This window comes from Streptococcus parasanguinis (genome assembly GCF_001073155.1).
GTDB lineage: Bacteria > Bacillota > Bacilli > Lactobacillales > Streptococcaceae > Streptococcus > Streptococcus parasanguinis_D.
In genome coordinates this window covers 1,055-18,763 of the sequence record NZ_JVEE01000034.1, presented here as the reverse complement: position 1 = coordinate 18,763, position 17,709 = coordinate 1,055, and the positions used below count along the sequence as shown (strand labels likewise).

At 42.6% G+C, this 17,709-nt stretch carries 16 protein-coding genes and 1 other RNA gene; 2 read left to right on the top strand and 15 right to left on the bottom strand.

From position 1 onward, the window contains the following. Positions 1-61 precede the first annotated feature (61 nt). From ADH92_RS05630 to ADH92_RS05565, 15 genes are all read right to left on the bottom strand, one after another. On the bottom strand, positions 62-739 hold the full coding sequence (locus ADH92_RS05630) for a rhomboid family intramembrane serine protease (protein WP_049497737.1): 678 nt from the start codon (positions 737-739) through the stop codon (positions 62-64). Next, a complete protein-coding gene (locus ADH92_RS05625) occupies positions 723-1,262 on the bottom strand; it encodes a 5-formyltetrahydrofolate cyclo-ligase (protein WP_049497734.1) in 540 nt (179 codons plus the stop codon). Before ADH92_RS05625 ends, ADH92_RS05630 begins: the two co-directional genes overlap by 17 nt. 109 nt (positions 1,263-1,371) lie before the next feature. Further along, the gene (locus tag ADH92_RS05620) at positions 1,372-2,505 is read right to left on the bottom strand and encodes an N-acetyldiaminopimelate deacetylase (RefSeq protein WP_049497731.1); all 1,134 of its coding nucleotides are present in this window, start codon (positions 2,503-2,505) and stop codon (positions 1,372-1,374) included. 206 nt (positions 2,506-2,711) lie between these two features. Then, a complete protein-coding gene (gene dapD / locus ADH92_RS05615; protein ID WP_049497728.1) occupies positions 2,712-3,410 on the bottom strand; it encodes a 2,3,4,5-tetrahydropyridine-2,6-dicarboxylate N-acetyltransferase in 699 nt (232 codons plus the stop codon). A 65-nt stretch (positions 3,411-3,475) separates the two neighbouring features. Then, positions 3,476-4,396, bottom strand: coding sequence for a hypothetical protein (locus ADH92_RS05610; RefSeq protein WP_080978972.1), 921 nt, complete (start codon positions 4,394-4,396; stop codon positions 3,476-3,478). 14 nt (positions 4,397-4,410) lie between these two features. Further along, entirely contained in the window at positions 4,411-5,100 is a 690-nt protein-coding gene (locus ADH92_RS05605; RefSeq protein WP_049497727.1) for a hypothetical protein, read from the bottom strand. Positions 5,101-5,105: 5 nt separating this feature from the next. Further along, positions 5,106-5,813: a hypothetical protein gene (locus ADH92_RS05600; RefSeq protein ID WP_049497726.1), complete on the bottom strand. Its 708-nt coding sequence runs from the start codon at positions 5,811-5,813 to the stop codon at positions 5,106-5,108. 108 nt (positions 5,814-5,921) lie between these two features. Further along, on the bottom strand, positions 5,922-7,010 hold the full coding sequence (locus ADH92_RS05595) for a hypothetical protein (protein WP_049497725.1): 1,089 nt from the start codon (positions 7,008-7,010) through the stop codon (positions 5,922-5,924). Positions 7,011-7,286: 276 nt separating this feature from the next. Continuing rightward, positions 7,287-8,636 (bottom strand): glucose-6-phosphate isomerase, encoded by a 1,350-nt coding sequence (locus ADH92_RS05590; RefSeq protein ID WP_003008998.1) that lies wholly within the window; start codon positions 8,634-8,636, stop codon positions 7,287-7,289. Between the two features lie 562 nt (positions 8,637-9,198). Further along, positions 9,199-9,293: signal recognition particle sRNA small type (gene ffs / locus ADH92_RS10385), an RNA gene on the bottom strand. A 39-nt stretch (positions 9,294-9,332) separates the two neighbouring features. Then, a complete protein-coding gene (gene tadA, locus ADH92_RS05585) occupies positions 9,333-9,842 on the bottom strand; it encodes a tRNA adenosine(34) deaminase TadA (protein ID WP_003016809.1) in 510 nt (169 codons plus the stop codon). Between the two features lie 302 nt (positions 9,843-10,144). Further along, positions 10,145-11,722 (bottom strand): ATP-binding cassette domain-containing protein, encoded by a 1,578-nt coding sequence (locus ADH92_RS05580; protein ID WP_003016812.1) that lies wholly within the window; start codon positions 11,720-11,722, stop codon positions 10,145-10,147. A gap of 161 nt (positions 11,723-11,883) precedes the next feature. Continuing rightward, entirely contained in the window at positions 11,884-13,179 is a 1,296-nt protein-coding gene (locus ADH92_RS05575; RefSeq protein WP_003016815.1) for a radical SAM protein, read from the bottom strand. Positions 13,180-13,297: 118 nt separating this feature from the next. Beyond that, positions 13,298-13,942, bottom strand: a complete 645-nt coding sequence (locus tag ADH92_RS05570; RefSeq protein WP_003002091.1) for an HAD family hydrolase — start codon at positions 13,940-13,942, stop codon at positions 13,298-13,300. A gap of 214 nt (positions 13,943-14,156) precedes the next feature. Continuing rightward, complete coding sequence (locus ADH92_RS05565) at positions 14,157-15,449, bottom strand: adenylosuccinate synthase (RefSeq protein WP_003014816.1); 1,293 nt, start codon at positions 15,447-15,449, stop codon at positions 14,157-14,159. A 319-nt stretch (positions 15,450-15,768) separates the two neighbouring features. On the opposite strand from ADH92_RS05565, the gene hslO reads away from it, so the two are divergent. Both hslO and dusB read left to right on the top strand, forming a co-directional pair. After that, on the top strand, positions 15,769-16,641 hold the full coding sequence (hslO, locus tag ADH92_RS05555) for an Hsp33 family molecular chaperone HslO (RefSeq protein ID WP_014714025.1): 873 nt from the start codon (positions 15,769-15,771) through the stop codon (positions 16,639-16,641). After that, complete coding sequence (gene dusB / locus ADH92_RS05550) at positions 16,628-17,605, top strand: tRNA dihydrouridine synthase DusB (RefSeq protein WP_003012894.1); 978 nt, start codon at positions 16,628-16,630, stop codon at positions 17,603-17,605. Before hslO ends, dusB begins: the two co-directional genes overlap by 14 nt. Positions 17,606-17,709 lie beyond the last annotated feature (104 nt).

Sequence of the window (17,709 nt, the reverse complement as noted above, 5' to 3'; positions counted from 1 at the left end):
TGCGGAGGTGGGACGACGAAATCGAATTCTAACGAATTACCGATTTCTGTCCCACTCTCTCTTAAAATAGATTCAAGATTTTACCTAAGAAATAAAGCAAAAGCAAGAGATAAGATAAGGCTGCACTCATCTGATAGGTTCGGTTCATAAAGCGAGCCTCTCCTCTTACAGGAAAGACATAAGCCAACATGACCCCAGCTACTAAGCCACCAATGTGGCCCGCCATACTGATGTCTGGCATAAAACTAAAGATCAGATTGACCACAATCAAGCTGGTATAGGACTGACTCAAGTGGCGAATATAGGGACTTTGAACAATAAAGCGCAGAGCGCCAATGGTCCCAAACAGTCCAAAGAGGGCTGTAGATGCGCCTGCTGCAATCACATCTGGCGTAAAAATAGCAACAAAGACATTGCCCATCATGCCTGATAAGAGATAAAGAGCTAAGAAAGCCTTGGAACCAAAGAGATCTTCTGCCAAACGTCCCAAGTAATAGAGGGTGATCATATTGAGCACAAAATGTTCTAGGCCGATATGAACAAAAGTAGCTGTCACTATTCGCCATAACTGGCTAGGATCGACTTTCACAGCCTCTCCAATAATACCACCGCTATAGTAAATAGCAGCACCCGTTTGGTAGTCACCTCCAAATCGGATAAACATGGAAAGAAAGACTGCTGTTGTGACGAGCAACAAGAGGCTGGTCACAGGATAACGACGATCAAAGAGTAACTTCATAGACTAGCACCTCCTGAACGGCCTGATCAAAAACATCTGGTTGGAACTCCTTCTGCTGGATGGAATAAATCGTACTCACCGTCTTCCCAGTATAATCGGCTAAATAACGATCATAATAGCCACCACCATAGCCAATTCGGTAGCCTTTTGACTGGAAGACCAAGCCTGGTACATGGATCAGATCAATCTCTGACTTATCCACAAGCTTTCCTTTTTCATTGGGCTCCAGCAAACCAAAGCGTGTCTTTTCCAAAATATTAGGATCGTATTCCACAAATTCCATCCGACCTTGTGGATAGGTACGGGGAACACAGACACGTTTCCCAAGTTGAAGAGCGGCTTGGATCAAGCCAGCTGTGGAAAATTCGTGGCCAAAGGACAGATAGGTCGCAAGGGTCTTTGCCTCCTGAAAGGCTGGAAGCTCCAAGAGACGTTGAGTGAGCTGTTCATCTGCTTGAGTTTTCACGGATTCTGGCAGCTCTTTCATGGCTGCTATGGTTTCTTTTCGTAGTGTTTTCTTCATTCCCTACTCCTTTTGTCTAGCTTTAATTGTATCATTTTTTATGAAACATCCGAACAGTTTGCACACGAGAAAATAAAAATCCAACTCCAGACGGAGTTGAATCAATCCCTTATTGATTGGCTTTCATTTTCAAAAAATTACCAATGTTTTCCACAGCAAAGGGAAGGGCAGCCTCATTTGGGCTCATCTTCGGATGGTGCAGGGCATAAGGGGTATCAATCCCCAGCCAGAACATGACACCAGGGACCTTGCTCAAGAGAAAGCCGAAGTCTTCTCCTGTCATCGCAGGCAGGATATCAATCAGGTTCACGTCTTCCTCAGCTGTGAAAAAGTCCATGAGTTCTTTAGCCAATTCTGGTTGGTTTTCCACAGGCAGGTAACCTCCTTGCTTGAGTTCCAGATCTAATTCTACATCAAAAGCGGCTGCAACCCCTTCCGCAATCGTTTTGACCCGTTTTTGAGTCAGGAGGTTCATCTCCATGGTCAAGGTCCGGATGGTCCCATGAAGGAAGGCCGTCTCAGCGATCACATTATTGGTGGTTCCTGCATGCATGGAACCAAAGGTCACCACAGCACCTTCAATTGGATCGACATTTCGACTCACTACCGATTGGACTTGGGTAATGAAGTAAGAAGCTGCTACAAGAGCATCATTAGCTTCATGTGGAAAGGCAGCATGCCCTCCCTTTCCTGTAAAGGTGATCTTGACTTCACAGGTCCCTGCAAAAAGGGTACCCGTATTGGTCGCAATGTCTCCCACCTTCAAATCAGGGCGCACATGCAGACCATAAAATTCATCAGGGAGCCAGTCGCCAAAAGCATCGTCCTTATACATGAGCATCCCACCAGCCTCATTTTCTTCAGCTGGTTGGAAGAGAAAGAGCAGGTTATTTTTTGGTTGCACTTGGACCAGTTGATCCAAAAGCCCGAGGGCTGTTGTCATGTGCATATCATGACCACAAGCATGCATCCGTCCTTCATGCTTAGAGGCAAAATCAAGGCCCGTTTGTTCCACAATCGGTAAACCATCTATATCTGTCCGCCAACCAATGGTTTTTTCAGGTGCAGCCCCATGGAGATACACCAGGATCCCGGTCCGCCAAGTCCGTTGCTCTACAAAATCCTTGCCTGCTGTGATCTCTGCGATTCGTTCTAAGAGGTAGGATTGGGTTTCAAATTCTTCCAATCCAATTTCAGGGATTTGGTGCAAATCCCGTCTGATTTTGATTAAGTCCAATGTCATCGTTGTCTTCTTTCTATTAGAAGAGGCTGAGACAAAAGTCTTAGCCTCTCAATTGTTTTTGGATTGTCTAGCAAGACGCAGTGGTTGAGTGTGCTCTACTACGCTGATTTCATCAGCTTTTACAGCCCTACTCAACTGTGCGGAGGTGGGACGACGAAATCGAATTCTAACGAATTACCGATTTCTGTTCCACTCTCATTTCTATCTTACAAATTGCGCAAAGCGTCTTCAAGTGCTGTTTTTTGTTGTGTTTTTTCGTCAATTTCCTTGATGATGCGAGCTGGAACACCAGCTACAACCACATTTTCAGGGACATCTTGAGTAACGATCGCTCCAGCGGCAACGACTGAACCGTTTCCAACTTGAACTCCTTCAATCACAACAGCGTTGGCACCGACCAAGACATTGTCACCAATCCGGACAGGCTCAGCAGAAGCTGGCTCAATGACTCCCGCAAGAACGGCACCCGCACCAATATGGCTGTTTTTACCAACAGTAGCACGACCACCAAGAATAGCCCCCATATCAATCATGGTTCCTGCACCGATTTCAGCACCGATATTGATGACAGCACCCATCATGACAACCGCATTGTCTTCGATGGTTACTTGGTCACGGATAATAGCGCCTGGTTCAATACGCGCATTTAGGTAGCGTTTATCCAGTAATGGGACAGCTGAGTTACGGCCATCTTGTTCTACCACATAATCCTTGTTTTCAGTCAAATTCGCAAGAAGGGGCTCGATATCTTTCCAGTCACCGAACAAAACATTGCCAAGCTTGGTAACAGAAGTAGGAACAGCTGTTGCCAATTCCCCTTCAAAGGTTACTTTCACATTGGTTTTCTTTTCTGCATTCCCGATAAAAGCGATAATTTCTTGTGCAGACATTTTTTGTGCAGTCATGAGATTCTCCATTCATTTCAATTAAAGGTATCCATATTATACCACAATCCTAGTGAGATGAACACCTAAGGCGCCGTGGAAGCTGATGTCGCTGGATCTTCTAGGCCCTTTATTTCACTGATAGTCCGATTCCCTCCAAAGTGAATAATGACGGAGCGCGAATCAGAAAGCTTATAGTAAAAGGTTAAGAAGAACTCTGAACCCAGCATACTCGACCAAGAAACACTGCTAGGAATTCCTACTGTATTCACAAGATCTGAATAGCTCGTTCCTATTTTCATATTGGCAAAATCTTCTCTGTTTAAGCTACCATTTTTATTGGCTAATCGCTCACTGTTTAAGTTTTTAAAATCAAGAGAAGATAAACGATCAACACCAATTTTTGAAAGTAAAACGGTTACGGAAGAAGGGGACCCTTCAGACTGATACTCCAATTGTGTCATAAAAGGACTGACACCACCTTCTTGGTAGGTTTCTTCCCCACTGCTAGCCTTCCCCAGTACAGCTACCACTTCCTGTGGAGACAGAGAAGTTGAAGAATGACGACCTTGATCCCCCTCACTTAAACCAGGAATCAGGGAAATGGCCTTCTCATAGGTCACTTGAAACTGAAATTCCCTCTCCGGAGCAACCAAGGTACTATTACCACTCTTCAAGGTTTCCTTTCTGGTTCCATAAGACAAGCTAGTGCTTCCATATTCACTAGTAGTAGAAGAAGGATGTTCCTCGCTATGAATACCTCCTGAAGCCAGATAGGCAAATAATCCCAGCATGGCCAATAAACCAAAAAAGGCTGCCAGCGAAGACCCTTCACTCTTAGAGGAAGGAGAGTAGGTTTTCGTCCTATCTGATTGGGAGTCTAGTACCGTTTGTCTTGGTTCTGAATGCCTGCTTCCCCCTATTGAAGCCAGGTCAGCTTCTGAAATCAAGCGACTCCCACCCTGGTGAGAAGAAGTTGCCTTGATGTCTGTCCGTTGATCGTCCAATGATGTCTCCCTTCTTATACCAACACTAATTTCTTGCCTTTTTTCTTGAATTCCATTACCACTTCTGACTGCCCTGGTAGCTGGTAAGTCGCGCGATACCCCATTCCGCCATCTGACACTTCCCCCCAGATTAAGCGTTGAGGATTTCCTAGTTTCTTAATAAGCTGGGCGAATTCTGCACCTTTGTGCTCTTTTTCAGTAATGATTTCTTTCTCACTGCTTGTCTTCTCTTTTGCGTCCAACAAATTCGTCGCATCCACCATCGTCAAGCGATACCCCTGGTCTTTCTCTTCTTCAAACCACAAGTTCACACTTTTCTTCCCCTGATCGGTTTGCTTAGCTGCATAAGTCAAGACAAGAACGGTTTGTTCCCCTTGAGCTGTCTTTGTGTAGCGAACTTTTTGTGCTTTTCCCCATTCAGTCACAACTGTTTCCAAGCGGGTTCCTAGTTGCTGACTCTGCTTAAGACGGACTTTCAAATTCACCACAGCTTCGATGGTCCATTGAAAATGCTTGATTTCTTGATCGTTGCTTACCAAATTCTTGTAATCCTTTGGTTGAAAACGGGAAAGCGTTTGGTCCTCCTTGGTATCGGTTCCCTGCTCCTGTACCTGGATGCTTGCAATCGCAAGTAACAACCCTAAAACAAAACACAAAAACGGCAGCAAGAGTTCTTTTCGATTTTTTTTCATCCACTCGATCATGTGCTTCACCCCTTCTTCGTCAAACGATACTGACCACTCTGGTCGCGTTCAAAGGTCAAAGAGACCAATCCATCTGTCACCTGATAAGACAAGGCTAAAACTTGCTTGTCCTTTACAGAGGTCAAACTAAGAGAATTGGGAAGACCTGATTTTTTCAAGACTTCTTCTACTGCCGTTCCCTTTTCCTTTTTCCCATCTAGAGTCTGATAGCCTGTAAAATCTGCCTGTTTTAAGTCCTTTTTGCTCTGATAGTGAGACGACTTTGGTGCAAATCCTTGAATCGAGCTCAAATAAAAATCATCATCCTGCTTTTGAAATTCTATGGTATAAGGATAGAGCCCCTTCACAGAAGCCCCATAGCCTAACTGGACTTGTGCTCCAAAACTCGTATCTTCTTGTGTAAAGCTCGCTGCTTTTCCAAATTTTTTGACGAATGCAGACAAAGTCACCCAACTTTTTTGTACCTTTCCTTCTCCCCTTGCAAGCTCTAATGACAACAAGTCTTCTAGAGCCGGCTCTTTTGAAGAAGGAGCGACAAATTGTTGGCTTGCTTCTTGCATTCGAGATAGGCTCAGCAAACGGTCTTTTGGTAAGGTTTTAACCGGATGAATCATAAACACCAAGCAAGCCCCAACGACAAAAGCTAGCAAAGCCCCTGCAGCTTTTTGGAGGATCCGCTTATGATGTTCTATCCACTGTTTCATTTCTTCCATCCTTAATGCTCTTTCTATTCAAACTCCTTCTATTGTATAGAAAATTAGCGTATTTGTCTCGTCTTATCCCAAAAAAGAGGCGCTTGCCTCTTTCTTTTATTCATTGATTTAGTAGCTGTCTTTACTACTCAAGAGGAAATCTCCATTTTCTTGGCGAATAAAGGTCAAATCTACATAGTCCCCGTTTTTCTTTTGGAAGTCCATGACCAATTCTATCTTGTCTGAATCATCAGATGAACTCACCGTCAGATTGACTGCATCACCGTATTTTTTTAAAAGCTCTTTGTAAGAGGTCCCTCCAGCACCGGTCTCACTATCTCCAACCTTGAACCCATCTGCGAAGTTATCCTCAACCGTAAGATTTTTCCCAAATTGATTAAATTCAAATTTGACAAGCTGAAATTCTTTTCCTTTCTTAGAGTAGGTCGCTTTGACCTCTTTATTATAAGAGTTATCATCCCAGAATAATTTCAATTCTCCACTATCAAATTGAACAGAACTAGCCTTTCCATAAGCGTCGACCATTTCCTCAGGACTCTCCCCATCATCCTTTCCAGTCAAAAATTGAAGTTGCTCGATATCAGACTGCTCCCAGCTAAAATCGGCTTCCGCATCTTCTGCGGTCAACTGGTCCAAATCAATATTGGATGAAGAACCAGACTGGTTGCCTGACCAAGAAGTGTGCTTTCTAGATGGTGACGTGCTAGGGCTGGCATGACCAATCAAATAGCCACTGACTCCACCGATAAGAAGCCCAACTAAAATCCCAAGGGCAAAACGAATCGCCTTCTTGTCTGCAGTATCCATCGGTCTTCCAACAGGAGAAAGAGGAGCTTGTGGAATAGGTGTCTCAGGAACAGGCACTGTTTGCGGACCAATTGGTTCAGCTGCCATGTTTTGAGGAGCTTGAGGTGCAGGCTGGAATGGAGGAGTCGGTTGGGGAGCAGCAACTACATCCGAATGTTCTCCAACAGTTGCTTCATCCACCTTTGGAAGCTCCACCGTTTCTGAAATAACTGGCTCTTTTGCCTCTTCTTCCATTGCTTTCGTCTCCGTCGCTGAAATGCCACTAACTTCTGGAACTTCCAAGTCTTTGACTTCTTCTTTTTGGACAAATGCCGGCGCAGCCACATCAAATTGAGGCGCACCCTCTAAGGGAGTCTGTTTCATCAATGGTTCTTGATCTTTCTCTGACATTTTGAATTCTCCTTTTTATTCTTCTCTTCTACTATAACATAAAACCAAGCAGGGACCAACTCCTGTCTTGATAGACTAAAAAAGATCGGAGAGATATCCGACCTTTTAGACACTGATCTTAAAATTTCTTGCGAAAGGCGACAATTGCAATTAGATTACCGTATGATCGAGAAATATAACTAGATCGTATTTTTATAATTGATTCTAAGGGACAAAAATATAAATTTGTTTAGCAAGTAAAAAAACGACCTCTTACGAGATCGTTTTGTCTATTGATTAAAGACGAGCGTTGAGTTCTGCTCCAAGTTCTTCAAATCCTGGTTTACCAAGAAGGGCAAACATATTTTTCTTGTAGGCTTCAACACCTGGTTGGTCAAATGGGTTGATCGCGTTCAAGTAACCTGAAAGGGCGATGGCCAATTCAAAGAAGTAGATGGCATAACCAAGAGTGAAGGCATCTTGCTCAGGAAGAGTTACGTACATGTTTGGCACGTCACCGTCTGTGTGGGCAAGAAGAACACCGTCAGTTGCTTTTTTGTTTACAAAGTCAACGTCTTTTCCTTGGAGGTAACCAAGTCCATCAAGGTCTTCTTCCAATGTAGGGATGATCACGTTCTTACGTGGTTTATCCACACGGACAACTGTTTCAAACATGATACGAGTTCCTTCTTGGATAAATTGACCTAATGAGTGCAAGTCTGTTGAGAAGTTTGCTGAAGTTGGGTAAATACCTTTTTGGTCTTTTCCTTCTGACTCACCAGCCAATTGTTTCCACCATTCTGAGAAGTATTGAAGAGATGGTTCGTAGTTAACCAAGATTTCAGTTGCATATCCTTTACGGTAAAGGATGTTACGAACAGCTGCGTATTGGTAAGCTTCGTTTTCAGAAAGTTTGTCTGAAGTGTATTCTTTACGGGCTGCATTCGCACCTTCCATAAGGGCTTTGATATCAGCACCTGATGCAGCAATTGGAAGCAATCCAACTGGTGTCAAGACTGAGAAGCGTCCACCGATATCATCTGGAACTACAAATGTTTCCCAACCATTGGCATCTGCTTCTACTTTTACAGCACCTTTGGCACGGTCAGTTGTTGCGTAGATCCGTTTGTTGGCTTCTTCTTGACCATATTTCTTCACCAAGAGTTCTTTGAAGACACGGAAAGCGATCGCTGGTTCAGTTGTTGTACCTGATTTAGAAATCACGTTGACTGAGAAATCTTTATCTGAAACATACTCTACCAAGTCAGCAAGGTAAGTAGATGAGATGGAGTTTCCAGCATAAAGGATTTGTGGCGCTTTGCGTTCTTCTTTTGTTTGCAAGTTTGCAAAGTGGTGGTTCAAGAAGTCAATGGCAGCTTTCGCTCCAAGGTATGATCCACCGATACCGATCACGACCAAAACATCGCTGTCTGATTTGATTTGTTCAGCAGCTTTCAAGATGCGGTCAAATTCTTCACGGTCATAATTTTCAGGAAGGTCCAACCAACCTAGGAAGTCACTACCAGCACCTGTTCCTTTACGGATCAATTCATCAGCTGCAGTCACTTGTGGTTGCATATATTCCACTTCGTGCGGGGCAACAAATTTACCCAAAACTTTTGAGTAGTCAAATTTAATATGAGACATGTTATTCCTCCAATATTTCTTCTCCTCTATGATATCGCTTTACAGGGATTTAATCAAGGGAAACCATCCTATAAAACGTTTTCATTTGCTAATTTTATTATTTTCACAAATCAAGCAACGACGCAATAGCAATCGTTTGCATATTTGCACTATTTTTGACTAGAAAATCCAAAAAAAGAAGCTTCTCACGAAACTCTATTTTTTTCTCTTTTATTCTTTGAATATAAACATGACTCTGGTAAGTGATAGCCCTCACGTCGCTTCACTCCTCAGGATCAATATCTCTAAGTTCGGTTACGCCTTACAGGCTTTTTTCATTTTACGCTATAGCCCTCACGTCGCTTCGCTCCTCAGGATCAATATCTCTAAACTCGGTTGCGCCTTACAGGCTAATTTCATGTTACGCTATAGCCCTCACGTCGCTTCGCTCCTCAGGATCAATATCTCTAAGCTCGGTTGCGCCTTATAGGCTAATTTCATGTTACGCTATAGCCCTCACGTCGCTTCGCTCCTCAGGATCAATATCTCTAAGTTCGGTTGCGCCTTACAGGCTTACCTCACTAAGAGCTATAGAAAAAGAGCACACAGTTCACTTCGCTTAGGGCTGCTGGATTCCTCCCCTGACCCGCTTCACGCAGAACTGTTGCTCCGATAGGTATTATATCATAATTTGTTCGATTTGCAAAGGTCCGGTTTTTATTCTTGTGTTTCGGCCTTGGCTGCGAGTTTGGCTTGTTTTTTTCGTTCTCGACCTTGGCGGAAGAAGGTCTGCATGATGGCTGCACATTCTGCTTCCAAGATTCCTGTTTCTACTTCGACTCGGTGATTGAGGCGTTCATCTGCCAAAATGTCGTAGAGACTACCTGCTCCACCGAACTTCTGATTGGTCGCCCCGTAAATCACCTGGGGAATCCGAGCTAGACCAATGGCACCACTACACATGACACAGGGCTCAATCGTGACAAAAAGCGTCGTATCCAGCAGGCGCCAGCTATTTTCACGCTGATTGGCCTCCTCGATCGCCATGATTTCCGCATGCATGACCGCCCGCTGCAGCTCCTCACGCGCATTATGTCCACGCCCGATAATCTGACCATCCTTGACCAAGACACAGCCAATCGGTATTTCATCATTGGCGAGGGCAATCTCCGCCTCCTTCAGGGCTTCCCTCATAAACATCGCTTTTTCCTCTATCGTGTAGTCCATCTCTTCCTTCTTCCTTTTAGTTTCTTTGTTCATTATACCATAGGCAGCTTACGACTCACAAAAAAAGCCGCCGATTGGGCGACTCTTATGGGAGATTATTATGAAAAAGTTTAGGAGGTTTAAACAAAGTTAGGAGGTCTTTGTTTATGCTTCTAGTATAGCTGGCCTATCTTAAATAAAGCTTAAGTTCTCTGAGTATTGATGATTTTGGAAATATCACCACTTAGAATCTCAAAAATATCTGACAAATTGCTGGCTTATTACTATCCGCTTTGTCGCAGAACCAACTATTGTGGCATCGCTCATCCTTTACGTAACTCAAGGATTTGGTCATAGCGCTCTTCTTCATCAATATGATGGGCTATTTCTAGTACCGTGATCGGCAAAGAAAAGATTAGGTCTCTAACCAGACGACTATTTTTTTCGTCCAAAGCTGATGTCACTTCGTCCGCTAATAAAATATCCTTCTCGCGTAAGAGAAAACGAGCCAACTCTAATCTGACACGCTGACCTCCTGAAATGTTTTCACCATTATTATGAATTTCTACATTCAAAATATCCTGAAATTCATCTATTAAGCCAACTCGGTCCAATACCTCCAATAATTCATGGTCCTGAAAAGGCTGACCAAAAGTTAGATTATAGCGGATAGTATCGTTAAACAGGAAGGGATGCTGGCTAATTAAACCGATATTCCCTTGGAAATGACTCGTTATTTGATTTCCATCATACTGAACGAAAATGTCACCCTCATCACATACTTCTTCTCCTAAAATCAAGCGAAAAAGAGTCGTCTTTCCAGACCCGCTCGGTCCTTTGATTAAGACCTTCTGACCTACTGAAATCGTCGCCGTCAAATCAGAAAAAAGCTGACGTTCAGCAAAACTTTTTGAAATATGATTTAAGCGCAACGATTCGAGATTTTCAACAAATTGATCCTTTGTCTCTTCGAAATCAGGTTCTTCCTCGATAATCTTAAACAGGCGGTTCGCAGTCGGCAAGGCACCTTGGAGATTGGCTGCACTGTACATCAGAGTTTGGATCGGTTCTACCAGCATCCCCGCAGCAACATACATAGAGATGAGGCTTGTAATAGAAATAGAATTTCCCTGTAAACTCAAATAAAAGCCTAAAGCAAGAGGAACAACCTGACTAAAAAAGACCATAAATCCATTAAAGAAAAAAATAATATTATGTGTGAAACAAAATCTTTGGATGGCTTTTTGATATTCTCCGTTTAAATCATTCACGCGCTCTTCATTCAGCCTCATGGCCTGATTAATCCGTAAGGTTTGGCTGCCTTGCATACTATCCGAGACAAGCCCATGTAATTTCGTTCTAAGCTTGGACCAGCTGTCTCCCGAATCTTGTAAACGACGATTCATGATGAACTGAGGAATAGGTCTCATAATCGTAAAAATGACAAAAATAAGTCCTAAGAGAAAATTTTGTGAAACAATATAAATGGCTGTAACAAGGGCGACAAATCCCCAACTCACCATAACATTTATATTTTCCAAATAATTATCGCCCACATATTCCATATCTTGAGTTAGCAGACTAACTTTTTCATCATTGGAAAATTTAGGATTCAATATGACTTTCTTAAATAAAAGGGCACGGACACTTTTGTTGATTTCTCTTCGGAATATATTGTGCGAATAGTTTGAAAACAGCATCAGACTATAAATAACAAGATAGACAGACAAACCAAATAAAACAAAATTGAGAATTTTTCCATAAGAAAGGCCGTCTTGATCTAACTTCAAGGCCTTCGTTAAAATCAGAGGTTGTGCCAACACCAAACCACTATTCACAATACGCCCTAAAAAAATAGGAAAAAGATACTTCTTATCAATGTACTTATAAATATTTCTCATAATTATCATCCATCAAAATAGAGGGCTAGCACAATCCTCTTCTCTAATTTATTTAAAATCGTGATTATTTACAATCACAATTATAGTTAAGTACTCTAGGTTTAGCATTCATTTTGTCATCGAATTTGTTATTCACTTTAACCTTCATGATATCTTCCTTTCTAGTCCACATCTAAAATGTCATTATAAGATTTTGACAAAGCGAAAAGTGCTAAATTTTTACGAATTTTTTCCTTCACACTTTTACATAGATAGCGTGAATTTGTCTTCGTAATTCGCTTGGCCATCGGACAATAGCCAGATTTACAGATTAAAACAAATGGGCACTCTTTGCAACTTGCATCAAGCCGAATAACCCAATCATTCAGTTTACTGTAATTCACAAAACCTTTATTAATGTTACCGAAAATATTTTGAGGTTCATATAAAGCAACTGTACATGATTGAACAATTCCTCTTACATTAAACATAAAATGATTTTTTCGATTAGAATAGCAGGTATAATTATTATTCACTACAACTTCTGGGGAAGAGATATGATATCCTGAAGTTACAGCTAACTTAGATAATTCAAAACTTGCATCTTTATCCAGTAAAGTAACGCAGTAATTTATATCTCTATCTCCTTTGCCCCAATTTCCAATATTATGATAAGAAATCTTAAATCTGGAATCATCTTTGAAATAGATACCATCATGTGTTAAAAACTCTTTAACATTTTGATAGTTATCTTTACTTACATTAAAGCGAATCACACAAATAAAATCAAATTTACTTTCTTGCATTGCTTTCAAATTATCGAATATACGATTATACGACAACCCACCGTTTTGCAATACTCTCTGATTATTATGACTTTCTTCATCTCCATCCAAAGTTATCTGGTAACTAGTCACTTTAAATTTTTCATTCAAATATCGAAACTTATTCTTAGTCAATAAATAACCATTCGTAGTGATTGCACTTTGATAATGAATCTGATATTTCTCACATAAATCTATAAAAACAGGAGACAACCGCTTGATAGTTTTATATCCCAACAGTGGTTCTCCTCCAAACCAGCCTACTGACAAATACTTATACTTCCCGGACTGAAGTTTTTCTTTCAAAAATTGGACAATGGCATCTTCTGTCTCTGTTGACATAGCAATATTTTCAAATTTTTCATAACAATACTTACACCGAAAATTACAATCTCCATGTGTCAAAATTGTTAGTTCCAATAATTCAGCATCTGTATCGCTTATTTTAGATAGATACTTTTCGACCTCATACTCACCCTCACTTAAATATTTATTTTTATCAAGATAAGCATGAAACTCTTTCCTAATCACATCATTGCTGTCGACTACTCTATTCAATTCATTCGTAAGAAAAAATGAATGATTGGTTTTAGTATTAAAATACAACGTACCATCATCAGTACTATATTTTAATATATATCGTGACAAATTCATATTATCACCTCTTAATCTGTGTGACTTAACCTACAGTAAGTATACACCGATAGAAATATTAAATAAAGCTATATTCAGCAGATTAGAAAAGTTCAAACTTTTAATATTTTGGAAAAGGTTATCCTATAAAAGCTGCAATTTCGCCAACTTCTTGAGCAATATAGGTGGCGCCGGCTTCTTCCAATTCTTCCCTGCTTCCAAAGCCATAAAGGACACCGATAGAATCAAGCTTTTGCGCTTGAGCGCCAAGCACATCGTGCTCCCTGTCTCCAATCATGATGGTATGCGCCAAATCTGTAATCCCATTTTGCTCCAAGGCATACTGGATAACATCGCTTTTTTTACTACGTTTTCTATCCATGGTCGCACCAGCGACAAAGTCAAAATAATCATACAAACCAAAGTGTTTGAGAATTTGAATGGAAAATTCTTCAGGCTTTGACGTAGCTACAATCAACTGTTTGCCAGCCTGCTTGAGAGAAGCCAGCAAGTCAGGAACGCCTAGATAGACCTCATTTTCATAAAGGCCTTTTTCGGAAAAATACTCATGATAGTAGTCAATGGCCTTTAAACATTCTTCCTTAGAAAATCCATAAAAGCGCTCAAAAGACTCCTGCAAGGGCGGACCGATGAAAACTCTCAATGCTTTCTTGTCTGGCACTTGAATCCCATATTTTCCTAAGGCATAGGCCACCGAGTTGGTAATCCCTAGTTCTGAATTGGTCAAGGTGCCGTCTAGGTCAAATAAAATCGTTTGATACATTTTTTCCTCTTTCTGCTTTCAAAAAGAGGCTGGGACAAAAGTCCTAGCCTCTCAATTGTCTTTGGATTGTCGAGCAAGACGCAGTGGTTGAGTGGGCTCTACTACGCTGATTTCATCAGCTTTTACAGCCCTACTCAACTGTGCGGAGGTGGGACGATGAAATCGAATTCTAACGAATGACCGATTTCTGTCCCACTCTCTTATCTTCATTTGCTTATAAACTAGACCACACACTTTCAAGGATATTGGTTTGGTCACGATCTGGTCCGACTGAGAAGGTTGAAATGCGCACACCAACTAATTCACCGACACGGCGGACATAGTTGCGGGCATTTTCTGGAAGCTCATCCAAGTGGCGGACACCTGTGATGTCTTCTGACCAGCCTGGTAATTCTTCATAGATTGGTTTGCAACGTTTGAGTTGCTCCAAGCTTGCTGGGTAGTGGTCGATGCGTTCCCCATCCAAGTCGTAGGCTACACAGATTTTCACTGTATCCAAGCCGGACAGAACGTCGATCGAGTTCAAGCTAAGGTTGGTAATTCCTGACACGCGACGGCTATGGCGCATGACAACTGAGTCAAACCAACCAACACGACGAGGACGACCGGTTGTTGTCCCATACTCATGGCCGACTTCACGGATCCGATCACCCACTTCATCGAAGAGTTCCGTAGGGAATGGGCCATCACCAACACGGCTAGTGTAGGCTTTACATACACCGACAACCTTGTCGATCTTGCTTGGGCCGACACCTGATCCGATGGTCACCCCACCTGCGACTGGGTTTGAAGAGGTTACAAATGGATAGGTTCCTTGGTCGATATCCAACATAACCCCTTGGGCTCCTTCAAAGAGCACGCGCTTGCCGTTATCCAAAGCATCGTTCAAGATAACAGAAGTATCGGTTACATATTGCTTGATTTGTTGACCATATTCATAGTATTCTTCGAAGATATCGTCAAATGACAGAGCCTCTGCATCATAGAGTTTGGTAAATTGACGGTTCTTTTCTTCCAAGTTGATACGAAGACGTTCCGCAAAGACGTCGCGGTCCAAAAGGTCCGCGATCCGGATTCCCACACGCGCAGCCTTGTCCATGTAGGCTGGTCCAATCCCTTTGATGGTCGTTCCGATTTTGTTGTCGCCTTTAGACTCTTCTTGGAGACGGTCCAATTCGATATGGTAAGGAAGGATGACATGGGCACGGTCTGAAATGCGCAAACTGTCCGTTGTCACACCTTCTTCATGAAGATAAGCCAACTCTTTGACCAATGATTTAGGGTTGACCACCACGCCGTTTCCGATGACAGAGATCTTTTCAGGGAAGAAGATACCAGAAGGAATCAAGTGCAACTTGAACTTTTTGCCGTCGATTACGATGGTGTGCCCGGCATTGTCCCCACCTTGATAGCGAGCAATGACTTCTGCATTGGCTGATAGGAAGTCTGTAATCTTCCCTTTTCCTTCATCACCCCATTGGGTTCCTACTACAACAACTGATGTCATAATTCTTTTTCATATACCATAGATAGTTGCCTATCTATGCCTTTCTTCAAACTAAGGGCAGGAGTCTCACCTGCAAGTTTGTCTTACACTCTATTATAAGCAATTTTTAATGTTTTTTCAAGATCCACTCGGCTATCGTTTATTTTTCTCCTTTCTTTTTAAACCAACTTCTCTATGAAACTCGTCTTTTACTTGGAAATTGCTTCTTTCTAGAAATAACGTTCGGAATTTTCTTTTCTTCTCGTCCTTCTTCTGAAACGACTGATTTTCAGAATTCTCCTTGTCCCCACTTTGCTTGATTTGTGCTAAAATAGTAGGTATGGACAAAATTATTAAAACTATCTCAGAAAGTGGTGCTTTTCGTGCTTATGTACTAGACAGTACAGAAACCGTACGAACAGCCCAAGAAAAACATCATACACAAGCTAGCTCCACGGTCGCACTTGGCCGCACCCTCATTGCCAGTCAAATCTTGGCAGCAAACGAGAAAGGAGATACTAAAATTACGGTCAAAGTCCTTGGGACTAGCTCACTCGGAGCCATCATCACCGTGGCAGATACCAAGGGAAATGTTAAAGGCTACGTGCAAAATCCTGGAGTGGATATTAAGAAGACGGCAACTGGTGAAGTCCTGGTGGGACCATTTGTCGGAAACGGAGAATTCCTGGTCATTACTGACTATGGTACGGGAAATCCTTATAACTCCATGACCCCTCTTGTGACCGGTGAAATCGGAGAAGACCTGGCCTTTTATCTGACGGAAAGCCAACAAACACCTTCTGCAGTTGGACTCAATGTCCTTTTGGATGACGAAGACAAGGTCAAGGTGGCTGGTGGTTTCTTGCTCCAGGTCTTGCCAAATGCCAAGGAAGAAGAAATCGCGCGCTTTGAAAAACGCATCCAAGAAATGCCTGCCATCTCCACACTGTTGGAGTCCGAAGACCATATTGAAGCTCTTCTTGCCGCTATCTATGGGGATGAACCTTTCAAACGCCTCTCTGAAGAAGAACTTCGCTTCCAGTGCGACTGCAGCCGTGAGCGTTTCTTGAACGCTTTAGCAAGTCTGCCAGCTAGTGATCTGAAAGAGATGAAAGATGAAGATCACGGTGCAGAGATTACCTGCCAATTCTGCCAAACACACTACCACTTTGACGAAAATGACTTGGAGGAACTCATTCGTGACAAATCTTAATACGCCATTTATGATCGGGGATGTCGAAATCCCTAACCGTACTGTCCTAGCCCCAATGGCCGGAGTGACCAACTCAGCTTTCCGGACCATTGCCAAAGAACTAGGGGCGGGACTCGTTGTGATGGAAATGGTCTCTGACAAGGGAATCCAGTACAACAATGAAAAGACGCTTCACATGCTCCATATCGATGAAGGAGAAAATCCTGTATCGATCCAACTCTTTGGAAGTGACGAAGATAGCCTCGCACGCGCAGCTGAATTTATCCAAGAAAATACCAAGACTGATATCGTGGATATCAACATGGGTTGCCCCGTCAATAAAATCGTAAAAAACGAAGCGGGTGCCATGTGGCTCAAGGACCCAGATAAGATCTACTCCATCATCAATAAGGTTCAATCTGTCCTTGATATCCCCCTCACTGTTAAAATGCGGACGGGTTGGTCGGATCCTTCCCTAGCAGTTGAGAACGCCCTCGCTGCTGAAGCCGCAGGTGTCTCTGCCCTTGCCATGCATGGGCGAACTCGGGAGCAAATGTATACGGGGCATGCGGATCTTGAGACCCTTCACAAGGTTGCACAAGCTCTGACCAAGATTCCATTTATCGCAAACGGAGATATCCGTACAGTTCAAGATGCCAAACAACGAATCGAAGAAGTCGGTGCTGATGCGGTCATGATCGGTCGCGCTGCTATGGGTAATCCTTATCTCTTCAACCAAATCAACCACTACTTTGAAACAGGAGAAATCCTGCCTGATTTGACTTTTGAAGACAAAATGAAGATTGCTTACGAACACTTGAAACGCTTGATCGATCTCAAAGGTGAGCACATTGCCGTTCGTGAATTCCGTGGCCTCGCCCCTCACTACCTCCGTGGGACTTCTGGCGCAGCCAAACTCCGCGGCGCCATCTCCCAAGCTAGCACTCTGGCTGAGATTGAAGAACTCTTACAATTAAAAGCATAGAAACACAAAAAGCGAGAGTGGGACAAAAATCGGTGATTCGTTAGAATTCGATTTCGTCGTCCCACCTCCGCACAGTTGAGTAGGGCTGTAAAAGCTGATGAAAT

Coding starts and splice junctions, on each gene's coding strand:
- ADH92_RS05595 (WP_049497725.1), bottom strand. CDS start 7,010: ATGTCAGAGAAAGATCAAGAACCATTGATGAAACAGACTCCCTTAGAG.
- ADH92_RS05575 (WP_003016815.1), bottom strand. CDS start 13,179: ATGAATTTGTCACGATATATATTAAAATATAGTACTGATGATGGTACG.
- ADH92_RS05625 (WP_049497734.1), bottom strand. CDS start 1,262: ATGAAGAAAACACTACGAAAAGAAACCATAGCAGCCATGAAAGAGCTG.
- ADH92_RS05565 (WP_003014816.1), bottom strand. CDS start 15,449: ATGACATCAGTTGTTGTAGTAGGAACCCAATGGGGTGATGAAGGAAAA.
- ADH92_RS05605 (WP_049497727.1), bottom strand. CDS start 5,100: ATGATCGAGTGGATGAAAAAAAATCGAAAAGAACTCTTGCTGCCGTTT.
- ADH92_RS05580 (WP_003016812.1), bottom strand. CDS start 11,722: ATGAGAAATATTTATAAGTACATTGATAAGAAGTATCTTTTTCCTATT.
- tadA (WP_003016809.1), bottom strand. CDS start 9,842: ATGGACTACACGATAGAGGAAAAAGCGATGTTTATGAGGGAAGCCCTG.
- ADH92_RS05630 (WP_049497737.1), bottom strand. CDS start 739: ATGAAGTTACTCTTTGATCGTCGTTATCCTGTGACCAGCCTCTTGTTG.
- hslO (WP_014714025.1), top strand. CDS start 15,769: ATGGACAAAATTATTAAAACTATCTCAGAAAGTGGTGCTTTTCGTGCT.
- ADH92_RS05600 (WP_049497726.1), bottom strand. CDS start 5,813: ATGGAAGAAATGAAACAGTGGATAGAACATCATAAGCGGATCCTCCAA.
- ADH92_RS05570 (WP_003002091.1), bottom strand. CDS start 13,942: ATGTATCAAACGATTTTATTTGACCTAGACGGCACCTTGACCAATTCA.
- ADH92_RS05620 (WP_049497731.1), bottom strand. CDS start 2,505: ATGACATTGGACTTAATCAAAATCAGACGGGATTTGCACCAAATCCCT.
- ADH92_RS05590 (WP_003008998.1), bottom strand. CDS start 8,636: ATGTCTCATATTAAATTTGACTACTCAAAAGTTTTGGGTAAATTTGTT.
- dapD (WP_049497728.1), bottom strand. CDS start 3,410: ATGACTGCACAAAAAATGTCTGCACAAGAAATTATCGCTTTTATCGGG.